General features: G+C 55.4%; 24 protein-coding genes. 23 read left to right on the top strand and 1 reads right to left on the bottom strand.

The annotated features are described in order from the left end of the window. Positions 1 to 22: 22 nt before the first annotated feature. Positions 23 to 331, bottom strand: a complete 309-nt coding sequence (gene trxA / locus BM322_RS03435; protein ID WP_075428518.1) for a thioredoxin — start codon at positions 329 to 331, stop codon at positions 23 to 25. A 223-nt stretch (positions 332 to 554) separates the two neighbouring features. Here trxA and BM322_RS03430 point away from each other — a divergent pair, with 223 nt between their 5' ends. The 23 genes from BM322_RS03430 (at position 555) to rpe (ending at position 23,897) form a co-directional block, all read left to right on the top strand. Continuing rightward, positions 555 to 1,403, top strand: coding sequence for an undecaprenyl-diphosphate phosphatase (locus BM322_RS03430; protein WP_177220811.1), 849 nt, complete (start codon positions 555 to 557; stop codon positions 1,401 to 1,403). A 106-nt stretch (positions 1,404 to 1,509) separates the two neighbouring features. Next, positions 1,510 to 2,136, top strand: coding sequence for an aminoacyl-tRNA hydrolase (gene pth / locus BM322_RS03425; RefSeq protein WP_075428517.1), 627 nt, complete (start codon positions 1,510 to 1,512; stop codon positions 2,134 to 2,136). Next, positions 2,129 to 3,370, top strand: coding sequence for a radical SAM protein (locus tag BM322_RS03420; RefSeq protein ID WP_075428516.1), 1,242 nt, complete (start codon positions 2,129 to 2,131; stop codon positions 3,368 to 3,370). Before pth ends, BM322_RS03420 begins: the two co-directional genes overlap by 8 nt. Before the next feature lie 4 nt (positions 3,371 to 3,374). Continuing rightward, entirely contained in the window at positions 3,375 to 4,529 is a 1,155-nt protein-coding gene (gene nagA, locus BM322_RS03415) for an N-acetylglucosamine-6-phosphate deacetylase (RefSeq protein ID WP_075428515.1), read from the top strand. Positions 4,530 to 4,738: 209 nt separating this feature from the next. Further along, positions 4,739 to 5,281: a 4Fe-4S dicluster domain-containing protein gene (locus BM322_RS03410; protein ID WP_075428514.1), complete on the top strand. Its 543-nt coding sequence runs from the start codon at positions 4,739 to 4,741 to the stop codon at positions 5,279 to 5,281. A 12-nt stretch (positions 5,282 to 5,293) separates the two neighbouring features. Next, a complete protein-coding gene (locus tag BM322_RS03405; RefSeq protein ID WP_075428513.1) occupies positions 5,294 to 6,064 on the top strand; it encodes a 4Fe-4S binding protein in 771 nt (256 codons plus the stop codon). A gap of 1 nt (position 6,065) precedes the next feature. Next, positions 6,066 to 6,611 carry a NapC/NirT family cytochrome c gene (locus tag BM322_RS03400; protein WP_075428512.1) on the top strand — a complete coding sequence of 182 codons (546 nt, stop codon included), beginning with the start codon at positions 6,066 to 6,068 and terminating at the stop codon, positions 6,609 to 6,611. A gap of 9 nt (positions 6,612 to 6,620) precedes the next feature. Further along, positions 6,621 to 8,903, top strand: a complete 2,283-nt coding sequence (locus BM322_RS03395) for a molybdopterin-dependent oxidoreductase (protein WP_318254516.1) — start codon at positions 6,621 to 6,623, stop codon at positions 8,901 to 8,903. Positions 8,904 to 9,075: 172 nt separating this feature from the next. Continuing rightward, a complete protein-coding gene (gene pepT / locus BM322_RS03390; RefSeq protein ID WP_075428510.1) occupies positions 9,076 to 10,326 on the top strand; it encodes a peptidase T in 1,251 nt (416 codons plus the stop codon). Between the two features lie 9 nt (positions 10,327 to 10,335). After that, a complete protein-coding gene (locus BM322_RS03385) occupies positions 10,336 to 11,178 on the top strand; it encodes an amidohydrolase family protein (protein WP_075428509.1) in 843 nt (280 codons plus the stop codon). 16 nt (positions 11,179 to 11,194) lie between these two features. Then, positions 11,195 to 11,662, top strand: coding sequence for a peptide deformylase (def, locus tag BM322_RS03380; protein ID WP_075428508.1), 468 nt, complete (start codon positions 11,195 to 11,197; stop codon positions 11,660 to 11,662). Next, positions 11,659 to 12,594 (top strand): methionyl-tRNA formyltransferase, encoded by a 936-nt coding sequence (fmt, locus tag BM322_RS03375; protein ID WP_075428507.1) that lies wholly within the window; start codon positions 11,659 to 11,661, stop codon positions 12,592 to 12,594. The genes def and fmt overlap by 4 nt, the downstream gene beginning before the upstream one ends. A gap of 53 nt (positions 12,595 to 12,647) precedes the next feature. Beyond that, positions 12,648 to 13,448 (top strand): DUF116 domain-containing protein, encoded by an 801-nt coding sequence (locus BM322_RS03370; protein WP_075428506.1) that lies wholly within the window; start codon positions 12,648 to 12,650, stop codon positions 13,446 to 13,448. Then, positions 13,449 to 14,783 carry a 16S rRNA (cytosine(967)-C(5))-methyltransferase RsmB gene (gene rsmB / locus BM322_RS03365; RefSeq protein WP_075428505.1) on the top strand — a complete coding sequence of 445 codons (1,335 nt, stop codon included), beginning with the start codon at positions 13,449 to 13,451 and terminating at the stop codon, positions 14,781 to 14,783. A 13-nt stretch (positions 14,784 to 14,796) separates the two neighbouring features. Then, positions 14,797 to 15,840, top strand: a complete 1,044-nt coding sequence (gene rlmN, locus BM322_RS03360) for a 23S rRNA (adenine(2503)-C(2))-methyltransferase RlmN (RefSeq protein ID WP_177220810.1) — start codon at positions 14,797 to 14,799, stop codon at positions 15,838 to 15,840. Positions 15,841 to 15,934: 94 nt separating this feature from the next. Beyond that, positions 15,935 to 16,678, top strand: coding sequence for an FhaA domain-containing protein (locus BM322_RS03355; protein WP_075428503.1), 744 nt, complete (start codon positions 15,935 to 15,937; stop codon positions 16,676 to 16,678). A 10-nt stretch (positions 16,679 to 16,688) separates the two neighbouring features. Continuing rightward, complete coding sequence (locus tag BM322_RS03350) at positions 16,689 to 17,132, top strand: FHA domain-containing protein (protein ID WP_407047824.1); 444 nt, start codon at positions 16,689 to 16,691, stop codon at positions 17,130 to 17,132. 4 nt (positions 17,133 to 17,136) lie between these two features. Further along, positions 17,137 to 17,841 (top strand): Stp1/IreP family PP2C-type Ser/Thr phosphatase, encoded by a 705-nt coding sequence (locus BM322_RS03345; RefSeq protein ID WP_075428501.1) that lies wholly within the window; start codon positions 17,137 to 17,139, stop codon positions 17,839 to 17,841. Continuing rightward, positions 17,838 to 19,109 (top strand): FtsW/RodA/SpoVE family cell cycle protein, encoded by a 1,272-nt coding sequence (locus BM322_RS03340; RefSeq protein WP_075428500.1) that lies wholly within the window; start codon positions 17,838 to 17,840, stop codon positions 19,107 to 19,109. Before BM322_RS03345 ends, BM322_RS03340 begins: the two co-directional genes overlap by 4 nt. Then, positions 19,102 to 20,499: a penicillin-binding protein 2 gene (locus BM322_RS03335; RefSeq protein WP_075428499.1), complete on the top strand. Its 1,398-nt coding sequence runs from the start codon at positions 19,102 to 19,104 to the stop codon at positions 20,497 to 20,499. The genes BM322_RS03340 and BM322_RS03335 overlap by 8 nt, the downstream gene beginning before the upstream one ends. Before the next feature lie 52 nt (positions 20,500 to 20,551). Beyond that, the gene (gene pknB, locus BM322_RS03330; protein ID WP_075428498.1) at positions 20,552 to 22,333 is read left to right on the top strand and encodes a Stk1 family PASTA domain-containing Ser/Thr kinase; all 1,782 of its coding nucleotides are present in this window, start codon (positions 20,552 to 20,554) and stop codon (positions 22,331 to 22,333) included. A gap of 14 nt (positions 22,334 to 22,347) precedes the next feature. Continuing rightward, the gene (gene rsgA, locus BM322_RS03325) at positions 22,348 to 23,256 is read left to right on the top strand and encodes a ribosome small subunit-dependent GTPase A (protein WP_075428497.1); all 909 of its coding nucleotides are present in this window, start codon (positions 22,348 to 22,350) and stop codon (positions 23,254 to 23,256) included. Beyond that, complete coding sequence (gene rpe, locus BM322_RS03320; RefSeq protein ID WP_075428496.1) at positions 23,253 to 23,897, top strand: ribulose-phosphate 3-epimerase; 645 nt, start codon at positions 23,253 to 23,255, stop codon at positions 23,895 to 23,897. The genes rsgA and rpe overlap by 4 nt, the downstream gene beginning before the upstream one ends. The last annotated feature ends 7 nt before the right edge of the window (positions 23,898 to 23,904 follow it).

The raw sequence follows: 23,904 nt of genomic DNA, 5'->3' as shown, positions 1-23,904 counted from the left end.
GGGAAGGCTTTTTCCTATGCACTTACTGGATAAGTGATTCGATATTTTCTTTAGGGATGAGGCCGACGGACTCGTTGACTTTCTGGCCGTCCCTGAAGACAATCAGCGTGGGGATGCTCATGACGCCGAACTGAGCGGCAAGTTCCTGCTGTTCATCGACATTGACCTTGCCGACCTTTACGTCGCTGTGTTCAGCGGCAACCTGGTCGACGAGGGGGGCGAGCATGCGGCAAGGGCCGCACCAAGAGGCCCAGAAATCGATGAGGACCGTGCCTTTGGCCTCGAGCACTTCAGACTGGAAATTCTCATTGGTAATCGTAACAGGTTCCATGATATTCCTCCTATAGCAAATGGTAAATTGTAGTTTCTTGTGTTTGTTCAATTGGATTATAGCAGTGCTGGAACGGGCTTTTCAGTGACCGGCTCACACAGATAGAGTGCAGACAATAAAAATATACAGATTTTTTGACCATATACATGCATAAGGCAAGTGGCTGTGCTATAATGGGATTTGTTTTTGAATCTGAACACATATTTTAGGAGGAAATAGCACAGTGGATTTAAGTATCATAGAATTATTGAAGACAATCATCCTCGGTATCGTCGAGGGCTTGACTGAGTGGCTGCCGGTATCGAGTACGGGTCATATGATTCTTGTGGACGAGTTCATCAAGCTCGATGTCAGCAAGGCCTTCATGGATATGTTCCTGGTGGTCATCCAGCTCGGTGCCATCCTGGCGGTCGTGGTGCTGAACTTTGAGAAACTCAATCCCTGGTCGTCGTGGAAGTCGCGGCAGGAGAAACGCGAGACGATCCAGCTCTGGGGCAAGGTCATCGTTGCCTGCCTGCCGGCCGCAGTCATTGGCCTGGCCTTCAACAAATACATGGAAGAGCATTTCATGACGGCACCGGTCGTTGCAGCTACGCTGATTTTCTATGGTATCATGTTCATCCTGGTCGAGAACTACAACAAGCGCCGTCGTCCGCGTGTCAGTGAGCTCCGCCGCCTCGATTACAAGACGGCTTTCATCATCGGCATGTTCCAGGTGTTGTCGCTGGTGCCGGGCACGAGCCGTTCCGGTGCGACGATTCTCGGTGGTATCCTGTTTGGCACGAGCCGCTATGTAGCAGCTGAGTTCACGTTCTTCCTGGCAATCCCGGTCATGTTCGGTGCGAGCCTGCTCAAGATGGTCAAGTTCGGTTTCAGCTATACGGGGGCTGAGATTGTCATCCTGCTGGTCGGCATGGTCACGGCCTTCATCGTTTCCATCCTGTCCATCAAGTTCTTGCTCAGCTACATCAAGACCAATGACTTCAAAGCTTTCGGTTGGTACCGTATCGTTCTCGGTATCATCGTCATCGCTTACCTGCTTTTGGTTGGCGATCCGACGGCTGACAACTGATGCCTATAGCAGCCTTCCTTTCGGAGGGCTGTTTTTTTATGGCTTGCCGTTACTGGCTAACTTTACTATAATGGGAGTTACAGTTTTGATGGGAGTGAAAACCAGAATGAAGATAATTGCAGGCCTGGGCAATCCGGGCAGTGAATATGCCAAGACGAAGCATAATGTTGGCTTTATGCTTGTCGATGCGCTGGCGGATAAGCTGGGGGTGACGCAGTGGAAGGATAAGTTCGATGCGCTGATCGGTGAGGCTCGCATCGGCACGGAAAAAGTCCTGCTGGTCAAGCCGCAGACTTATATGAATGAGAGTGGCAAGGCGGTTGGCCCGCTGATGGATTTCTATAAACTGGCAATAGAAGACCTTATCGTCGTCCATGACGATATGGATATTCCTGCCGGTACGATCCGCATCCGCAAGAAGGGCAGTGCGGGCGGCCATAACGGCATCAAGTCGATCCTGGCCCATGTGGGGGATGAGCATTTTGCGCGTGTGCGCATCGGCATCGGCCGTCCGCTGCCGGGGTGGACGGTGGTCAATCATGTGCTGGCGCCGTTCACGGCTGAGGATGAGCCGAAAATCCGTGAGGCTATCGACTATCTGCTGCCAGCGGTGGAATGCATCGTCAGCGAAGATGTCGATATGGCAATGAATCAGTATAACCCGAAGAAGCAGAAGAAAAAGAAGACGGCGCCAGCCGATGCGCCACAGGAAGGAGAGGCAGTCAATGCATGAGAGGATTACGGCAGTCTATGCCGATGAAGATGGCAATATCCTTGATGCGCCAGGCATGCAAGGCATGGGGCGCACGGGGCGTGAAAACATCCTGCTGAAGCCTGAAGATCTGATTCCCTTGCCGGAAAGTGCTGACCTTATGCTGCTGCCAGATCATTTGGCCGTGGGCTGCTCGGAGGATGGCGAGGTCATGCCGATAAGTGGCCTGGCTGTGGCGGCCATCCTGCCAGCTGGCTATACGCGGCTCTATCTGCCGGCCTATGAGCGTGCCGAAGAGGCCGAGCGCCTGCCGCTCTATGGCTATACGGCCGTGGTGGTTTACAAGGATGAGCTTTACTGTGCGGCAGTCTATACCGATGAGAATGACAAGTGGGATCCTGTTCACTACAATACGAAGGAGCTCAAGAATCTCGTCAAGCGCACGAAGAAGGAGCTGCCGGGCAATCGCATCGTCGAGCAGGTGGGCGGCTGCTCCCTCAACTGGCATTGCTGCACGGCGCAGAATCTCTTCTACCGCCGCTGGGAGTGCGGTATCCCGACTTCGCCGGTCTGCAATGCCAACTGCTTTGGCTGCATTTCGCTGCAGCCGGCAGAGTGCTGTCCCTCGCCACAGGAGCGCATCAAGTTCCGGCCGACGCCGGAGGAAATCGCTGAGGTGGGCATCTACCATCTGAGCGTTGCCCCTGATGGCATCATCAGCTTTGGCCAGGGCTGTGAGGGCGAGCCCTCGCTGGCTGCTGACAATATCGCAGCTGGCATCAAGCTTATCCGTGCCAAGACGGATAAGGGACAGATCAATATGAACTCGAATGTCGGCTGGACCGAGGGCGTGAAGAAAATCGTCGATGCCGGCCTTGACTCGCTGCGCGTATCGATCATCAGTGCCCGCGAGGAAGGCTACGATGCCTATTATCGGGCCAGCTATCATCTGGAGAATGTCAAGGCTTCCATCCGTTATGCGCTCGACAAGGGCGTCTATGTGTCCTTGAATCTTCTTTACTTCCCAGGGTTCAATGATCGTGAGGAAGAGCTGAAGGCTTGGCAGGAATTCTTCCGTGAGCTGCCGGTGCAGATGATCCAAGTGCGCAACCTCAACATCGATCCCGATGCGTTCCTCGATATCATGCCAGAGCCCCAGGGCAAGGCGGTGGGCACACGCCAGTTTATCGAGACGCTGCATGAGGAGTTCCCACAGCTGGTCATCGGCAGTTTCAGCCATTACGTGGAGGATTGACGCTATGATTGCAATCATCAATGGCCGGTTCTTCCTGCCCGATGCCAAGGGAGACTTTGCCATCGTGACGGACAAGGCGATCCTTTGCGAGGGGGAGCGCATCGCAGCCATCGTTGATGCGCAGGAAGCGGCAGTTCTGCCCGCAGAAAGTATTATCGATGCTGGGGGCGGCTATGTAGCGCCGGGCTTCCTCAATGTCCATGTGCATGGCTGCGATGGGATGGATACGATGGATGACGATGCGCAGGCCTTGCCGCGCATGGCAAGATTGCAGGCCAAGACCGGTGTCACGGGCTTCCTGCCGACAACGATGACCTGTGCCTGGAAGGAAGTGGAAACGGCATTTGCCCATATCCGCCAATGCATGCAGAAGCAGCCAGAGGGAGCGCGCGTGCTTGGTGCGCATATGGAGGGACCCTTCATCAGTCCGGCCAAGAAAGGGGCGCAGGCCGAAGAGAATATCCGCCAGGCAGATTTCTCGCTGGTCGAGCCGTGGCAGGATGTTGTGCGCATCATCACGCTAGCCCCCGAAGAGCTGCCAGATTACACGTTTGTTACTGCCTGTGAGCAGACGGGAACCACGGTATCGATTGGCCACACGGCAGCCGACTATGATACGGTGATGGATGCCATCGAAAATCACGGTGTCCATCACATCACGCATCTTTATAATGCAATGACACCATTTCATCATCGCAATCCTGGCGTTGTCGGAGCGGCCCTCGACTCGGCGGCTAACTGTGAGATCATCGCCGACAATGTGCATGCCCATCCTGCGGCTCAGCGGCTGCTGTATCGGGCCAAGGGCGGCAAGCATATCATCCTGATCACTGACTCGCTGCGGGCCTGTGGCATTGGCGATGGGCCCTCGGAGCTCGGCGGCCAGGCTGTGTTTGTCAAAGGCGAGCTGGCGACACTGGCGGATGGGACGATTGCAGGCAGTGTCGCGACGATGAACCGCTGCGTGGCTCATTTCTGGCAGAATACAGGGGCGCCACTGCCAGAGGTCATCGAGATGGTGACGAAGACGCCGGCGCAGGAACTCGGGCTTTATGCGGAGCTTGGTTCACTGGAAGCTGGCAAGCGCGCTGACATCGTCATCTTTGACGATGGTGTCAATATCAGACAGACAATCATTGGTGGCAAGGTCTTTGCCTGACTTCATATTCCATGCTAGAGAGAACTGTTGAGCATTCAGCAGTTCTTTTTTTGTGCGCGAAATGACATGTCTTTGATTTTTATCACAAAATTTTCAGTAAGGTGATTGTCGCAACATCATGGGTTGATAGAAAACGCTATAATTATAATAGTAACTGCGGCTATTTGCGCCACAATAAGAGTGTCGAGGGATAATGGGGAAGGATGGATATGGAGAGACGCACGTTTATCAAGATGGCGGCAGGCGCCGGAGTCCTTGGCCTGGTATTCGGCATTGGCAAGGGCCGGGCAGCGCCGATGCTACGGCCGCCTGGGGCTGAGGCAGAGGAGATGTTCCTGGCCAAGTGTGCCCGCTGTGGCAAGTGTGCCGAGGTATGTCCGCTGGGCTGTATCCAGATTGCCCATGCTGACGATGGACTGCTGGCAGTCGGAACGCCGTATATGACACCGCTTGAGCATCCCTGTGACCTCTGCATGAAGTGTACGGAGGTCTGCAGCACAGGTGCCTTGAAGAAGATCCCGAAGGAAGAGGTACGTATGGGCGTTGCCGTCATCGATCAGGATCTCTGCATTGCACGCCGTGACGATGACTGCCAGACCTGCTACCGTACTTGTCCGCAATATGGCAAGGCCATCAAGCTCGAGAAACTCAAGTACCCAATCATCGATCCGGATTACTGCACGGGCTGCGGCATGTGCGAGCATGTCTGTCTGGGAAATCCCAAGGCCGTGCATGTGCGGGTACGGGAATAGGAGGCGGTTGGCATGAAGAATAAAAAGAAATACATCCGCCGCCTGATCCAGCTCGCAGCCATCGGCTGGTTGTTTCCGCCGGTGTACTTCCTCGGGACGGTCTGGGTTGGTACCTATATATCGGCGGATTTCCTGGGTGTGGGACTGACGGACCCGTTGTCGGTTCTCGAGATCACCTTGGCTGGCAAATCTATCTGGCCGGCCTTGTGGCTTTCGGCTGTGCCGCTGGTGGTACTGGCCTTGCTGCTGGGGAGAGTGTTTTGCAGCTATATCTGCCCACTGAACTTCCTGCTCGAGCTGCTGCCGCGGCGCCAAGAAAGGCAGCTGGTGCGCAAGACGCTGCCGATTGGCATTGCGGTCATGGTGCTGCTGCTGTCGCTGGTTTTGGCGGTACCTGTAAATAATACGATCTCGCCGGTGTTTTCGCTGCTGCGCGTGCTGTTGTTTGGCTGGGGGAGTGAACTGCTGCTGGTGGCGCTGGTATTGCTGGCTGCACTGGTTTGGGGGCAGAAGATTTGGTGCCGTGCGCTTTGTCCGCTCGGTGCTGTCTATGGACTGCTGGGAATCAAGCGCCGCCTGTTCCTGCAGGTCGATGCGAAGCGGTGTGTGCGCTGCGGAAAATGCCGCGCTGCCTGCTCGATGGGAACATATCCGGGGAGCGGCAATTGGAAAGAATCGTATCTGTGTACGAACTGTGGTGACTGTATAGATGCCTGTGATAAGCAGGCTATCAGGTTTACTTGGCGTGGAAGAGGAGAAGACGCGCTTGGGGAGGGAAAGTGAAATGAAATTATCAGAATTGCCAGATAAGAAATTCAAACTCAAGTACATTGCTGTGGCCGGACTGGCCTGCATTGCCTTGCTTGGTGTGTCAACGGCTATGATCGAGGCGACGAATACGACTTCGTTCTGCTCATCGACCTGTCATGAGATGGCACCTATGGCGCAGAGCTATGATCACTCGATACATGCGAAGGCTGGGGTTGGCTGTGCTGACTGCCATGAGAAGCCGGGCCTTCGGGGCACGATCGAGTCGAAGTGGCAGGGCACGCAGGAGTTGTTCCTGCATGTGACTGGTCAGGTACCAGATCCCATCAAGATGACCGATGCCCATAAGAAGGTCAACTGCTATATCTGCCATCAGGATAAGATCATGAACAGTGAAGTGGCGGCAAAACATAAAGATCCGCATACGGCCAAACATTTCGAGAATGGCATGAACTGCCTGACCTGTCATACGGGCGTCGTCCATGATGACAAGGTGAATATGGATGTGCCGGGCCGTGAGCGCTGCTACACCTGCCATCTCGATAACATGGGCAAGCTGTAAGGAGGCATAATGATGAAATCGATAACGCGTAGAAATTTCCTGAAAGCGATGGCTGTTTCCTGTGCCATGCTTACAGCCGGCTGTACTTCGAAAGACCGCGATACGCAAAATGGGCCGAAAGGCGCCGAAGATGCGGAAAAATGGGTAAAGGGCGTTTGCCGTTACTGCGGTACTGGCTGTGGTGTCCTGGCTGGTGTCAAGGGCAATAAGATCGTGGCGGTCAAGGGGGATCCCGATTGTGCCGTCAATAAGGGACGCCTTTGTGTCAAAGGCATCCTGTTGCCGAAGATCATCAACACGAAGGATCGCGTCCTGCATCCGCTGATCAAAAAAAATGGCGAGTTTGTCGAAGCGTCTTGGGATGAGGCCCTTGAACTCATCGTTTCCAAGATCAAGGAATCGGTTGACCAGTATGGCCCGGATTCCATCGGTTTCTACGGTTCGGGGCAGACCTTTGCTGAGGAGACGTATGTAGCGCAGAAGGTCATCCGTGCCGGCATCGGTACGAACAATATCGATGGCAATCCGCGTACCTGCATGGCGTCGGCCGTGGCTGGATTCATGACCTCGTTTGGCGAAGATGAACCGTCGGGCACCTATGCAGACATCGAGGAGGCCGATACGTTCTTCATCATCGGTGCCAATCCGGCCGAGGCGCATCCTGTGTTGTTCTCGCGATTGATTGACCGCAAGAATGCCAATCCCGATGTCAAGGTCATCGTGGCCGATCCGCGCAAGACGCGCACTGGCGATATTGCCGACTACTACCTGGAATTCATTCCGGGCCGTGATCTGGCTTTGCTTAACTCGATGGCGCAGGTCATCATTGAAGAGAATCTGATCAATCAGGGATTTATCGACCGCCACACGGAATTCATGAAGGGGACGGACAAGCTGTCCTTTGATGAATACAAGGCTTTCCTGCAGGATTATACACCGGAAAAGGTCGAGGCTATTTCGGGGATTCCCGCACAGACTATCCGTGAGGTGGCGCGCCTGTTTGCAGCTCCGGGCCGCAAGACGATGTCGCTTTGGTGCATGGGCCTCAATCAGCGTACGCGTGGTGTCTGGGTCAACAACCTCGTCCATAACCTGCATCTGCTGACGGGCAAGATCTGCTCGCCGGGCAATTCGTCGTTCTCGCTGACTGGCCAGCCGAGTGCCTGTGGTTCTGTCCGCGAGACGGGCGGCCTTTCCCATATCTTGCCGGCGCATCGTCTGGTGGCCAATGCGAAACATCGTGAGGAGCTCGCAAAGATCTGGGGCATCGATCCCGCGCGCATGCCGAGCAAGCCAGGCTATCATACGTTGGCGATGTTCAAGGCCGCTGTAGAGGGCAAGCTCAAGTTCCTTTGGGTCATGTGCACGAATCCGGGGCAGTCACTGCCAAATCTCGAGTATTACCGTCCTGGCATGGAGAAGACCTTCATGGTGGTTTCGGAGGCTTATCATCCGACACGTACGTCGGAGCTTGCCGATGTTGTCCTGCCGGCAGCACTCTGGATGGAAAAGGAAGGCGTCTACGGCAATGGCGAGCGCCGCACCCAGCATCTGGCTAAGGCTATCGACCCGCCGGGGGAGGCCAAGCCAGACCTTGAGGTACTCATCGAGGTGGCCAAGCGTCTTGGCTATGATGATCTCGTTCCGTTCAAGACGCCGGAGGATGTCTGGAAGGAATATCAGAAGTGTCAGGAGGGAACAGCGATGCAGCTGGCATCCTATGACCGCCTGCGCAAGGAACACGGACTGACCTGGCCGGTGCCGGGGGATGATAAGCCTGAGACTTATATCCGCTATGCGCGTCCCTGGGATCCATATGTCAAGGAAGATGCGCCGGATGGCATCGAATTCTACGGCCGTCCGAATGGCCGCGCCGTCATCTGGGCACGGCCGCAGGTCGATCCGCAGGAGAATCCTGATGCTGAGTATCCTTTCTATCTGACGACGGGCCGCATTCTCGAGCACTGGCATACGGGCACGATGACCTTCAACGTGCCGGAGCTCAAGAATGTTGTCGGTGAGATGTATGTGGAGATCCATCCTGAGGATGCCGCTGGCCTTGGCATTGCCGAGGGGGATGAGGTCGACGTCATTTCACGTCGGGCAACTTGTACGCTCAAGGCACATCTCAATGGCCGCGGCCGTCCGCGCAAGGGGCTGGTCTATGTGCCGTTCCACGATCAGGTCAAGGAGCGCATGATCAACCGCGTGCTGCTTGATGCGTTTGATGCTGCATCCAAGCAGCCTGAGTATAAGGTTTGCGCCGTGAGACTGCAAAAGCATCAGGCATGACAGGTGATGGGCCGATAATTGAATAGTCAGCAGAATGCCGCTTGCGGTTGCAGGCGGCATTTTTATGTGCTTGTGTTTTTAGCGGGGAAAGAGACGAGTTTGGACTTTCAAGATGAACTTTGCTATAATGTAATGATGTATAAATAGAAATATTGATCGAGGTGCTTTATCCATGGAACTGGAAATGGATGTATTAGTAAAACGTTTTAAGGACTACATCAGCTTTGATACTCAGTCTGATGAAGAAAATGATAAGGTATGCCCGAGTACGCCGGGGCAGCTGGTATTGGCCAAGCATCTGGCCGAGGAATTGAAGGAGATTGGCCTTGAGGAGGTCGATCTTGACAATCATGGCTATGTCATGGCGACGCTGCCGGCAAATGGCGTAACGGATGCGCCGGTCGTCGGATTCATCGCCCATGTGGATACGAGCCCAGACGCTTCGGGGGCCGACATCAAGCCGCAGATCATCAAAGACTACGATGGCAACGATGTGGTGCTCAATGAGAATGGGCCAATCATTTTCTCGACGAAGGATTTCCCTGAGGTACTCAAGTATAAGGGACAGGACATCATGTTCACCGACGGCACGACGCTATTGGGCGCTGATGACAAGGCTGGCGTCACGGCTATCGTGAGTGCCATGGAGTACCTTGTCCAGCATCCGGAAATCAAGCATGGCAAGATTCGCGTTGGCTTTACGCCGGATGAAGAGGTAGGCCGCAGTGCAGATCGTTTCGATGTCGGGAAGTTCGCGGCTGATTTTGCCTATACGATTGATGGTGGCGAGCTCGGCGGACTTGAGTATGAGAACTTCAATGCGGCCAATCCGACAATCACGTTCCATGGCCGCAGCATGCATACGGGCAGCGCCAAGGGCAAGATGATCAATGCGCTGAGCGTAGCCGCTGAATGGCAGCAGATGCTGCCGGCAGGCGAAAAGCCGGAGTATACGGAAGGCTATGAAGGCTTTTATCAGGTCCACAAGCTTGAGGGTGGCGTGGAGAAGTGCACGATGCATATGCTGATTCGCGATCATGATCGTCAGAAGTTTGAGGCCCGCAAGGCCATGCTGCAGACGATAGCTGACTTCCTCAACGCAAAGTATGGGGAAGGTACGGTGGAAATCACGCCGCATGATGTCTATTACAACATGCTCGAGAAAATCGAGGATGGCAATATGTATGTGGTGGAGCTGGCAAAGCAGGCAATGGAAGGCTGCGGCGTAACGCCGGATGTGCAGCCAATCCGCGGCGGCACGGATGGTGCGCGCTTGTCGTTCATGGGGCTGCCCTGCCCGAATATCTTTACAGGCGGTGCCAACTTCCATGGCCGTTTTGAATATCTGCCGCTGAATTCCCTCAAGAAAGCCGGAGAGACGGTTCTCGGCATTGCAGTGGGAGCGGCATCTTTGAAGAAATAAGGGATAGCGATGAAGATTATTGATGCGCATCTGCACTTGGGGACGGACGCCTATTTTGACGCGATTGCCAAGGCGGCCGGTCATGAGAACAATGTAGAACATCTGGCGGAGCAGTACCGTGCCCGTGGCCTGGTGCATGGCATCGTCATGGGCAACCTGCCGCTGGAGAACACGGCACCGCAGTATCCGGCATTCGTGAGCTATTGTGTGGGTATCGACAGCCGCGTGGGCTTTGACCGGGAGACAATCAAGGCACAGGCAGTGCTGGTCGAGCAGCACTTCCGGAATCCTCAGTGTGTGGGACTCAAGCTCTATCCAGGCTATAATTATTTCTACATCTATGATGACTGCCTGGAGCCTTTCTATGAGCTGGCGCAAAAGTATGCGAAGCCGGTGGCCGTGCATATGGGGCTTACGGCCAGCAACGACGCGCTGCTCAAGTACAGCCACCCGCTGGTCATGGACGAGGCGGCCACGAAGTTCCGTGGTGTACAGTTTGTCATGTGCCACTTTGGTGAGCCGTGGTTTGAGGATGCGGCGGCAGTAATCGAGAAGAATCCCAATGTCGTGGCGGACCTGTCGGGCATCCTTACGGCAAAGATACCTGATTTTGCAGCGTTCCTGCAGAAAAAGCATTTCTATATCGACCGCATGAAGGGCTGGCTGGAATATCTGGACAGCTACGACCGGTTCCTGTTTGGCACGGACTGGCCGCTGGCCAATCTTGGGGATTATATCAAGTTTACCCAGGAAATCATTCCAGCCGAGCATTGGGAGGCCGTGTTCTTTGCCAATGCCCAGCGCGTCTATCATCTGCAGCTGACAGAAGGAAATACGATAAACAGATATTAAGCGAAGGAGTAATGGAATGGCATTATTAGAGATAAAGAAAGCCGGCGATCCGGTTTTGAAGGAAGTCTGCGCACCGGTTGAGAAGATCGATAAGCAGCTAAAAAAACTCATGGACGATATGGCTGAGACCATGTACCAGAACGATGGTGTTGGCATTGCTGCGCCGCAGGTGGGCAAGGCAATCCGCCTGGTCATCATCGATTGCCAGGATGACCACGGTCTCATCGAGCTCATCAATCCGGTCATCACGTTCCGTGAAGGGTCAGAGCTGGATACGGAGGGCTGCCTGTCGGTACCGAATATTTTTGGCGAGGTTGAACGCGCAGCCAAGGTCAAGGTCGAGTTCATGAACCGCCGGGGCAAGAAACAGCACCTGACGGCAACGGGCCTGCTCGCACGCTGCATTCAGCATGAGCTTGACCATTTGGAAGGACAGTTGTTCATCGATGTTGCTAAGAGCATCCGCAGGGGGAATCAGGATTGAAGAAGTTCCGTGTAATCTTTATGGGCACGCCGGAGTTTGCCGTTCCGTGCCTGGCTGCTCTCTATGAGCAGTGTGAGGTCATCGGTGTCATCACGCAGCCGGATAAGCCGCGGGGGCGTGGGCAGAAACTCATGCCGTCGCCGGTCAAGGCCTGGGCAACAGAGCATGACCTGCCTGTTTACCAGCCAGAAAAAATCAAGACGGAAGAATTCACGGAGAGGCTCGAGAAACTCAAACCGGATCTGATGGTCGTCGTGGCTTTCGGGCAGATCCTGTCGCAGCGCATCCTCGATATTCCGTCCTATGGATGCATCAATGTGCATGCGTCGCTGTTGCCGCGCTATCGCGGTGCGGCACCGATGCAGTGGTGCGTCATCAACGGTGAGGAAAAGACCGGTGTCACGACGATGTTCATGGATGCTGGCCTTGATACGGGGGATATGCTGCTCAAAGCGGAGCTGCCGATTGGCCCCGATATGACGCTCGAGGCCGTCCACGATGGTTTGATGGCGATGGGCGCCAAAGTGCTCATGGAGACGTTGGCGCAGCTGTCGGATGGCAGCCTCACGCGCACGCCGCAGACTGGTGAGTCGAATTATGCGCCGATGCTTACGAAGGAGACGGGCCATATTGACTGGTCAAAACCAGCGCAGCAGGTCCATAACCTGGTGCGTGGTCTCAATTCCTGGCCCGGGGCCTTCACGGAACTCGAGGGCAAGAAGTATAAAATCTGGCTGACGAAGAAAACCGGCAGCAAGACGGAGGCTGCGCCCGGAACGGTGGTCAAGGCCGACAAGAAAGAAGGCCTGCTGGTGGCTGCTGGTGATGAGTTGCTGGAAATCCTGGAGCTGCAGGCACCGGGCAAGAAGAAGATGCGTGCGGCTGACTATCTGAACGGCCATGGCATCAGCCTGCCCGCGGCGTTTGTCTGAGGGGATTTTGAGAATCAGGATGCGAAACGGGTGAGATTTGTTGGAGGTTAACAATGGCAGATCAATCCATGAATAAGAAGAAAATCGTGATTCCCGGCCGACCGAAAAAACGCTTGTTTTTGGCGATGCTGACATTGACGGCGATGCTGACAGCAGCATTGCTGTATGGCATCTGGTACATTGCGTCGCCGGGACTTTCCAATATCGCTGCGGTGCTGCCGCTGGTGGTTGGTGCTGTCTTTGGCATTGTGGTGGCAGTTTCCTTGCTGGGCATAATCAATATGGTGCTGGCGGTGCTGAACCTGCCATATCTGCCGGTATTGCAGCGCCAGACTTATGAGCTCATCAATCTACTGTTTCCCGTGGCCGTGCGGCTGGCAAAGCCCTTTGGTATCGGGCGGCGGAAACTGGAGGGTTCATTCATCGCGACGAGCAATCTGATGTTTGCCCGCATGGGAATCCGTGTGCCGGCTGACAGGCTGCTTGTGGTGACGCCACACTGCCTGCAGCTGGCAACGTGCCCGCATAAGATCACGCGTGACCCGAACAATTGCAAGCGCTGCGGTGGCTGTGACATCGGCGCACTGGTGACGCTGGCCGAGGAGATGGGCTTTCACTTTTTCGTAGCCACAGGTGGTACGCTGGCGCGGCAGATTGTCTATCAGACGCGCCCAAAGGCTGTGCTGGCGATTGCTTGTGAGCGCGATCTCATGAGCGGTATTCAGGATGTCTATCCATTGCCGGCGGTGGGCGTACTGAACATCCGTCCCAATGGGCCATGCTATAACACCCATGTGGATATCGACGAAGTGAAGGCTCAGCTGGAGAAGATTATCATACCGAAGGAGAAATAAATGGACAAAGCGCGTGACACCGCGGTAAAAATCTTGAATGAAGTGCATGAGAAGGGCGCCTATGCGAACGTGGCGTTAGTCAGGGAGTTGCGCCGTGCTGGCATCGAGGATCGTGACCGCCGCTTTGTGACGGAGCTCGTATATGGTGCAGTCAAGGCCGGCGACACGCTGGACTGGATCCTGCGCCGCTATGTGAACCGGCCCTTGAAGAAGATTGAGCCCATGGTACGCGATATCTTGCGGCTCGGTATCTATCAGCTGTTTTATCTCGACAAAGTGCCGGCATCGGCAGCCTGCAATACGGCAGTCGACCTGGCGAAGAAATACAGCAATGCGGGAACGGCAAAATTCGTCAACGCGGTACTGCGGACGGCCGTGCGGGAGCCGGAAAAGGCAACGTTCCCCAGTGGCAAGGGACACGGTGTTGAGGAGCTAGCCCTCAAGAGTCAGCATCCGTACTGGCTCGTCAAGCGCTGGGTCAAGGAATTCGGCTTTCATGCGGCGCGGGATCTTTGTGACTTCGATAATGGGGAGCCGGTGCTGTCGGTGCGCACGAATACCTTGAAGACGGATCGTGAGGCACTGCTGGCCAAGCTGGCTGAGCAGGGGGCCGAGGCGGAGGTTTCGGCATGGACGCCCGAGGGCATACGCATAACGCGCCATGGTGCCTTGGATGCACTGGCGCCTTTGCAGCAGGGCCTTTGCCAGGTGCAGGATGAGAGCTCGATGCTTGTGGCACATATCGTCGACCCGCAGCCAGGCGAGTTCATCATCGATTGCTGCAGTGCGCCAGGCGGCAAGACGACGCATATGGCGGCGCTGATGCAGGATAAGGGACTGATTGTTGCCGGCGATGTCTATGAGCATAAGCTCGAGCGCATCAGAGAGAATACGGAGCGTCTGGGCATCCATATCGTCGAGACACAGCTCATCGATGCGCGCCAGGTCGGGGAGAAATATCCTGAGCAGGCAGACCGCGTGCTGGTCGATGCACCCTGTTCAGGGCTCGGCGTCCTGCGCCGTAAGCCCGATGCGCGCTGGAACAAGACTGCGGCGGAAATCGATGCGTTGCCGGCCCTGCAGCTGGAAATCCTTATGAGTGCGGCCAAAGCTGTGAAGAAGGGCGGCGTGCTGGTTTACAGTACCTGTACGATTGAGGCAGCCGAAAACCAGGATGTGGTCGAGGCCTTCCTGGCGAAGCAGCCGGGATTTGTACTGGAAGACACAGGAGCCTTTCTGCCAGGGGAAAAGCGGCAGGACAAGATGGTGCAGCTTTATCCGCAGCAGGACGGTACGGACGGGTTCTTCATCGCCCGCATGCGTCGCAGCGACTAGAAAGGAAAGAAACGTGAAAGATATATTTGGAATGACATTGGCGGAGCTGCAGGAGGTGCTGGCACCGTATAAGGTGCAGAAATTCCGGGCCAAGCAGATTGCCGAGTGGATGTATCAGCGCGGCGCCAGGGATTTTGTGGCGATGACGAACCTTTCCAAGCAGCTGCGCGAGGAGCTGGCGGCAGAGCTGTACATCGGCCGCCCGCGCATCAAGGATCGTCTGGATTCCAAGGATGACCGCACGACGAAGTTCCTGCTCGAATATGCCGATGGCACGGCAGTAGAAACCGTATTGATGCGGCAGCCCTATGGCAACAGCATCTGTGTGTCGACACAGGCTGGCTGCAATATGGGCTGTGCGTTCTGTGCCTCGACGCTGCACGGCATGGCGCGTGACCTAACTAAAGGCGAGATCCTGGCCCAGGCCGTGACCATCAATGATATGCTGCGGGAGGAAGAAGAAGGTGCGAAGGTCGATACGATGGTCATCATGGGGTCGGGCGAGCCCATGATGAACTACGAGAATGTCGTGGCTTTCCTGCGGCTGATCCATGAGCCGTATACGCTGGGCATGGGCTATCGCAACATTACCTTGTCGACGTCGGGCATCGTGCCGAATATGTACAAGCTGGCCGATGAGGGCATGCCAATCTCGCTGTCGGTATCGCTGCATGCGCCGAATCAGGAGCTGCGGTCTGAGATCATGCCCATCAACCGCAAGTATCCGCTGGACGATGTCATCGCAGCGGCCAAGCATTATGCCGATACGACGAAAAGGCGTGTGACCTATGAGTACATCCTCATCGATCAGCTCAACGATGGTGAGCAGCAAGCACGTGAGCTCGTGGCCCTGCTCAAGGGGCAGCTGGCCAGCGTCAATCTGATTCCCATCAATCCGGTTGTCGAGCGCAATCTGATGCGTCCGTCCAAGGCACGAATCGACTGGTTTGAGAAATACCTGGCCGATCATCATATAAATGTCACGGTACGGAGGGAGATGGGGGCAGATATCCAGGCGGCCTGCGGCCAGCTGCGCAACAAGCACCTGTGCAAGTGAGCAGGCGGCGGAAAGAAACGCAACCTAGGCATTGCGCAGGCTTTCTGCTATAATGGACAAAAAGGAAAACAGACGGGAAAAGGAGGTCTGTTTTATGGGAATCGGCAAGCTCGAATCGTTTCTCGAGAATCATATCGAAGGTTTTTTCAACAAGCGTTTCAGCAGCAATCTGGAGCTTGTTGAACTGATCAAGGGCATTGAGAAGGAAGTGGCGCGGCAGGGCCGCGGCAAGCCTATGCATCAGGTGCCCAACAGCTATGTGTTCATATTATCTGGCGATGACTATCAGCGGTTTTGTGCCCAGCGTGTCATCGATACACTTTATGCGGCCGTGGAAAAACAGGTTATCCTGCAGAACTACCGCATGACGGGACAGCTCAAGATTTCCTGCCAACAGGATAAGGCACGGGGCATGGGGACATATGAGCTCAAATCCTCCTACGAGGAACTGCCTTCGCCCAAACAAACTGAGGCGGCATCGAATACGATTGTCCTTGAAAGGCCAGGCCTTTCGGGCAGCACGCCCCTCAATCTGCCGCGCGAATACAAGACAGTATCGTTGACGGTGCTCGAAGGTCCTGACAAGGATGCCTATCTGGAATTCGGCGAAAAGAAGATCTATATCGGCCGCCGGGACAAGAATGAGTTCATCCTGACCGACACCAAGGCATCAAGGCTTCATGCCTGGATCACGTATGAGGAGCATCGCCATGTGCTGCATGATGCGCAGAGTACCAATGGTACCTTTGTCAATGGCAAACGTGTGGAGACGCATTGCCTGCAGTCTGGCGATAAGATCAAGGCTGGTTCTACGGTTTTATTATATGAGGTGATTTGAATTGCCGGCAATGGCGATGATTTTGAAGGGTGTCCGCGTGATACTCGAATATGGCATGCTGCTATGGCTGCTATGGTTTGCCACGAAACTTACGCGGCGTATGTTCATGGAAATCCGCAAGGAGAAAAAGCAGCAGCGGCGGCCGGAGACAAGCCAGAATGAGGCGGTGCTGTCTGTGCTGGAGGCTGAAGAGGAAAGCCTTGCTGGCAGGCGGTTTGCCTTTAGTGAGCAAATTGCCATCGGCCGTGGTGAAGACAACGATATCGTGATTCCTGAGGGATTCGTATCGCACCATCATGCAGCTATCTATCAGCATGGCAACCAATACGTTATTGAAGATCTTGGCAGTGTGAATCATACCTATGTGAACGATCATCTGTTGGAAGGCAGAGCCTATATCAAGCCAGGCGATATCGTTCGCATTGGCATGGTCACATTGAGATTCGAGAGGTGAGCGGATGATTCAGGTATACGAGGCCACCGATGTTGGTCTGGTCCGTCCGAGAAATGAAGATTGTGCCGTGGTGTTTGAGCCATCGACATATGTGGTGGCTGATGGCATGGGCGGCCATGTGGCTGGCGAAGTTGCCAGCCATATGCTGACAGATACCGTTCGCCGCCAGTTATCCGGTGTGGCAGCAATCGGGGAAGATGAGCTGCGCCAGGCTGTGCTGGCAGGTAATCAGGCAATATTGGCCTGTGAGGATGAAAATCCCGATTACAAAGGCATGGGAACGACGGCAACGGTCCTGCACCTGGCAGACGATGAGGCCTATTGGGCCCATGTTGGTGACAGCCGCCTGTACCTGCTGCGCGGCGATTCGCTGCAGCAGGTCACGCGAGATCACTCCTATGTGGAGGATCTCGTCGTTGAGGGAACGATTACTGAGGCTGAGGCCCGGGTGCATCCGAAACGGAACTATCTGACACGGGCTGTAGGCATCGAGGCAGAGCTGCAGGTCGACACGGGACATTTCCCTGTGGAGCAGCAGGACATCCTGCTGCTGGCGACAGATGGGCTGATGAAGACCGTCGAGGATGAGGAGATTTGCCGCATCCTCCGTGCCGGCTATGATGACCCGGCGGCGGAACTTATCCAGCGTGCCCTGGCCGGCGGTGGCAAAGACAATATTACAGCGATTGTGGTGGTGTGTGGCTCATGAAGAATTGGGGATTGCTGGCTGCGCCCTTGGGCATTGTCCTCTGTGGCATGAGCGTGCTCTATCTCAAGATGAATCCTGGCGGCTCGAAGCTGACGGCAGATGTCCTGCAGGGGCCACTTAACTACGTGCCCTGGCTGGCTGGTGTGATCGTGCTGGCCATGTTCATCCAGGCCGTTATCATCCGTCGCCACGAAGATACGTTCCTGTTTCCCATCGTGATGACGCTGGCAAGTGTCGGCATCGTCGAGATTGCCCGCCTGAAACCTTCGTTGCTCATCCGGCAGCTGCAATGGCTCTGTGTGGCTATGATCGTGATGATCCTGGTGTTGCGCTTTTGGGGACGTATCCGGCGGATGCTCAATTATCCGTATCTGTTGGGACTGGTCTGCGTGTTCCTGCTCGGGCTGCCTTTGCTCTTTGGCACTGAGATTGGCGGCAGCAAGAACTGGCTCGTGCTGGGGCCGATATCGATCCAGCCGTCGGAGTTTGGCAAGATCCTGCTGGTGTTCTTTTTGGCCTCGTACCTGTCAGATCATCGGCGCGTATTGACCTTGCCCTCGCGGCGCTTCCTGTTCTTGCGGCTGCCGCCTATCCGGTTCATCGCACCGCTTATCTGTATTTGGGGCATGGCGGTCCTGATGTTCGTCGTGGAGAAGGACCTTGGATCGGCCTTGTTGTTTTTCGGCATGGCTGTGCTCATGACATACATGGCTACAGGCAGCAAGTCGTATGCTTTCCTGGCGCTTGCCTTTATCGGTGCAGCGGCGGCTGCCAGTTATGCGGCCTTTGGCCATGTGCGCGTGCGCTTTGACATCTGGCTGGATCCGTGGCAGGATCCGAACGGCATGGCCTATCAGGTCGTGCAGTCCTTGTTCGCATTCGGCACGGGGGGCATCTGGGGAACCGGCTTTGGCTTTGGCCATCCGGGCTTTATTCCTGAGGTGCATACGGACTTCATCTTTGCAGCTATCGCTGAGGAGATGGGGCTGATTGCTACGATGATGCTGATTTGTTGTTATGTGCTGTTCTTCTGGCGCGGAATCAAGGCTGCACTGGCCTGCCGCAAGGAAAAGGAGGCCTTGGTGGCAGCGGGCTGCTGCTCGCTGCTGCTCTTGCAGGCATTCATCATCATTGCTGGTGTCACGAAATTCCTGCCGCTTACAGGCATTACGCTGCCGTTCATCAGTTATGGCGGCAGTTCACTGGTATCCAGTTTTATTTTATTGGGACTTTTATTATCGTTATCAAAGGAGCAGGAACATGGCTGATTGGAAAATCAAGCGGCAGATCCTGCAGGCGGCATCAATCTTACTGGTGCTGACAGGTCTTTTGACCGCATATATCATTTATCTATCGACCTGGGCGGCGGATGGCCTTGCCAATAATTCGCTGAACATGCGCGGCGCGGCTGCGCGGGCAGATATCTGGCGCGGGGCAATCCTCGATGCCCAGGGGCGCGTGCTGGCACAGAATCGGCCCGATGGCAGCCGCAGCTATCCGATGGGCGCGGCTATGGCGGCCGTGACTGGCTACAATGGCGAGAACATCGGCAGTGCTGGCGTGGAAGGTCATGCCAACCGCGAACTCTTGGGCTTATCGGAGGACCTTAGCCATATGGGGCCGGCCTCACAGCTCTTTCAGTCAGAGCGTGGCAATGATGTCAAGCTGACCATTGAGGCCGATGCCCAGCAGGCTGCCTACGATGGCCTTGGTGGCCGCAAGGGGGCCGTCGTGGTCATGGATGCGAATACTGGTGCAATACTGGCTATGGTCAGTACGCCCTCGTATGATCCGAACAATATCGAGGCCAATTGGAAGGAGCTGTCGAAGCAGGCGGACGGCGCACTGCTGAACCGTGCGGTGCAGGGCATGTATCCGCCGGGGTCGACCATCAAGCCGATGATTGCTGATGCGGCGCTGACGGAAGGCGTGACTGATGAGAAAGAAGTTTTCGACTGCACGGGCGCGCTTGATGTTGGCGGCGGACATTCCATCCGTGAGAGCCATGGCGAGGTTCATGGCAAGGTGGATCTCCGCAAGGCTTTGACAGAGTCGTGCAATGTCACGTTCGGCACCTTGGGCATGCGCCTTGGCGATGATAAGCTCAAGAAGTGCTTTACACGTTTTGGCTTTGACCGCGGCATTGGCGGTGAGATACTCATGGCAAAATCCCATCTGCCCGACTTCGGCAAGCTGGGCAGTGGTGACCAGGCCCAGACGGCTATCGGTCAGAGTACTTTGCTGGTGACGCCGATGCATATGGCTTTGCTGGCAGCTGCCTATGCCAATGGCGGCACGATCATGAAACCGTATCTGGTACAGCAAGTCATTACGCCAGGGGGAACAGTCATCGCGGACACGCGTCCGGAAAAATGGCTGACAGCTACGACACCGGAAATGGCAGCTAAGATCGATAGTTTCATGGAAGACGTCGTTACGAAGGGGACGGGCCGGGCAGCGCAGGTCAGTGGCGTGCGCGTAACGGGCAAGACCGGTACTGCTGAGAATGCGGCGGGCGAGGATCATGCTTGGTTCATCGGCTCGGCAGAACTGCGCAATCGCCGCATCGTCTTTGCCATCATCGTCGAAAATGGTGGTGGCGGCGGTACTCAGGCGGCACCGATTGCCCGCAAGGTAATCCTGAGTCTGCAGAATTAGAGAGAGTATGAGTTGTCCGATAGATCGTATTAAAGTCTAGGAGGAACAGTTAATGATAAAGCGTGTATTAGATCAGCGCTATGAGCTGCAGGAGCTCATAGGCGGTGGTGGCATGGCAGATGTCTACAGGGCACAGGATCTGCTGCTCAATCGTCCTGTGGCTGTGAAGATACTGCATGAGCAGTTCAAGAGCGATACGGAATTCATCAATAAGTTCAACCGTGAGGCCCAGGCGGCTGCACGCTTGTCACATCCGAATATCGTCAATATCTTCGATGTTGGCGTGATGGACGATGCCCATTACATCGTCATGGAATATGTGCCGGGCCGGACGCTGAAGGACAGGATCAAGCAGGAAGGCCATCTTTCTGTCGAGGATGCCCTTCAGGTTGCGAGGGATATTGCCCGTGCCTTGGCACATGCCCATGCGAATAATCTCGTTCATTGTGATATCAAGCCGCACAATATCCTGATGATGCCAGATGGCAGTGCCAAGGTTGCTGATTTCGGCATTGCTCGTGCGGTCACAGAATCCACGATGACCTATACAGGCAATGTCGTGGGCTCTGTACATTATTTCTCGCCGGAGCAGGCCAAGGGTACGATGATCACGCCGAAGTCCGATGTGTATTCGCTGGGCGTGGTTCTCTATGAGATGCTGACTGGAGCACTGCCGTTTACGGGTGAGACGCCGGTCAGCATTGCGATGAAACATCTGCAGGAAGAGCCGGCCTCTGTGCGTCAGCTTGATCCGTCAATACCGCCTGTGGTTGAGGCAATCGTTGCCCGGGCTATGAGTAAGGATCCTGCCATGCGTCCAGTGGCAGCAGAGCTCATGCACGATATCCAGCAGGCCGAGCAGATGCTGGGGGCTGGTCATGGCTACGGCAATGGGGGCCAGCCGGATCCCTTCGCGACGCAGGTGCTGCCACGGGTAGAAGAACCGGCGGAGCCCATCGTGTCGCGCCGTGAGCGCAATCATGCTGCCGTATATGAGGACGAGGAACCCGAGGAGAATGAGAAGTCGATCTTCAAATCCAAGGCGTTCATTGCTGGCCTTATCATGGTACTGGTCATGGGATTCTTTGCCGGAGCATTCATGAGCTATGGCAAGTTCTGGAGTACGGCTGAAGTCGTGGTGCCGGATGTGACCGGCAAGCAGATGACGCTGGCACGCCAGATCCTGGAGGACAAGAAGCTGCGCGTCAACGTGGCCGAGACCTATGATGCCAGCGTTCCGGCTGGTACGGTCGTCTCCCAGAATCCTGAGGCTGGTGCAAAGGTCAAAGAAGAGCGCCTGGTCACGATTTATGTCAGCAAGGGCGGCGAGAGCATGGAGATGCCAGATCTCAAAGGCCTGAGCCGGACCGATGCGGAAGAAAAGCTCAAGAAGATGGGGCTCAAGATAGGCTCGATCTATGAGCGCAATTCGGATGAAGAGGCTGGAACGGTCATTGCGACGGATCCGCGGGCTGGCAGCAAGATCACCAAGGGTCAGAGTGTGGATATTACCGTCAGCAAGGGCAAGAAGGAGAAGAAAGCCTCGGTTCCAGATGTGACGGGCCTGCCGTTAGAGGCAGCCAAGGAGGCCATCACGAGTGCCGGATTCCATGTCGGCAGCGTGACGAAGGAGGCCAGCAAGCAGGCGGCGGGAACGGTAATCAGCCAGAGCCCGTCAGGCGGCAGCTCCATTGCAGAGGGCACGTCGGTCAACCTGGTGGTGGCTGAGGCATCCACCGCGAAGAGCAAGCAAGAAAACAATAAGACAAACAGTAAGCAGGAAAATGATAATCCAGCGGTGCAGCGTTCGACAGAAGGCTCAAAGAGCCGCTGAGAAAGGGAGCGTTCATGCAAGAAGGGCGAGTCATCAAGGCCTATAACAGTTTTTTCTATGTGCTGACCGATATGGAAAATGGTCAGGAGATGGTTACCTGCAAGCTGCGGGGGAAGTTCAAGAAATCGCGGCGGAGTGTCGGGGTTGTGCCCGGCGATCGCGTGCGTATCGACCGGTTGCCGGACGGCAGCGGCGTAGTCGAGGAGCAGCTGCCGCGCACGAGCCTGCTGAAGCGGCCAGCCGTGGCCAATATCACGCAGGTGGTATTGACCTTTGCAGCTGCGCAGCCGGATCTCCATCCGCTGCTCTTGAATCGTTTCCTCGTGCTGGCTGAATGGTCGGGCATCCCTAAGATCGTCATCTGCGTCAATAAGCAGGACTTATACGAGGGCGATATCGAAACGTTCCTCAAGGCCTATGAGCAGATCGGTTATCCAGTCCTGCGCGTTTCGGCGCATCAGGGCGAGGGCATCGTTGAGCTGCGGCAGCAGCTGCAGGGCGAGACGACAGTCTTTGCCGGGCCGTCTGGCGTTGGCAAATCGTCGCTCCTCAATTGCATCGATGAGCGCTTGGCTCTGCAGACTGGTCATGTTAGCGAGAAGATCAAGCGCGGCCGTCATACGACGCGCGTTGCCGAGCTTTTGCCTTATGCTGGCGGTTTCATTGTCGACACGCCGGGATTCAGCGCGATGGAGCTTACAGAACTTGATACGCAGGAATTACCGGGCTATTTCCCAGAGTTCCGCCCGTATCTTGATGGCTGCCGTTTCGCGCCTTGCAGCCATACCCATGAGCCGGACTGTGCGGTCAAGGCGGCTGTTGCCGCTGGCGCCATCACCCAGGAACGCTATGATGCTTATGTGAATATCTACGAAGAGATCAAAGAGAATCAAAAAATTGCACGAAAGAAGGAATATAAATGATCAAGATTGCACCATCTATCCTATCGGCTGACTTTGCCCACCTGGCAGACGAGGTAAAGAAAGTTACCGATGCCGGAGCTGAGTACATCCATATCGATGTCATGGACGGTACCTTCGTACCGAATATCACGCTGGGCTCGCCGGTGGTCAAGAGCCTGCGCAAGACGTCGAAGGCTGTCTTCGATGTCCATCTGATGACGGAACATCCGGAGACGCAGATTGAGGCGTTTGCCGAGGCTGGTGCAGATATCATCACGTTCCATGTGGAGGCAGCGAAACATCATCATCGCATTGTCCAGCAGATCAAGGCGGCTGGCTGCAAGGTGGGCATTGCTGTCAATCCGGGCACGTCGCTGGCCATGATCGAGGAGCTGTTGCCGGATGTGGACATGGTGCTTATCATGACGGTCAATCCGGGCTTTGGCGGTCAGAAATTCATCGCGTCACAGCTTGAGAAGATCCATATGCTCTATCACACGATCCAGGATATGGGCTTTGCTTGTGATATCGAGGTCGATGGCGGCATCAATGCAGAGACGAGCAAGCTCGTGCGCGAGGCGGGTGCCAATGTGCTCGTAGCAGGATCGGCAATCTATGGTGCTGATGATGTGGCGGCAGCAATCCAGGCAATCCGTGGCTGATTATACG

It is taken from the genome of Selenomonas sp. GACV-9, from assembly GCA_900116485.1.
In the GTDB taxonomy this organism is placed as follows: domain Bacteria; phylum Bacillota; class Negativicutes; order Selenomonadales; family Selenomonadaceae; genus Selenomonas_A; species Selenomonas_A ruminantium_G.
Note: the sequence above shows the minus strand (reverse complement) of the source record. Positions and strands in the feature narration are given on the sequence as shown.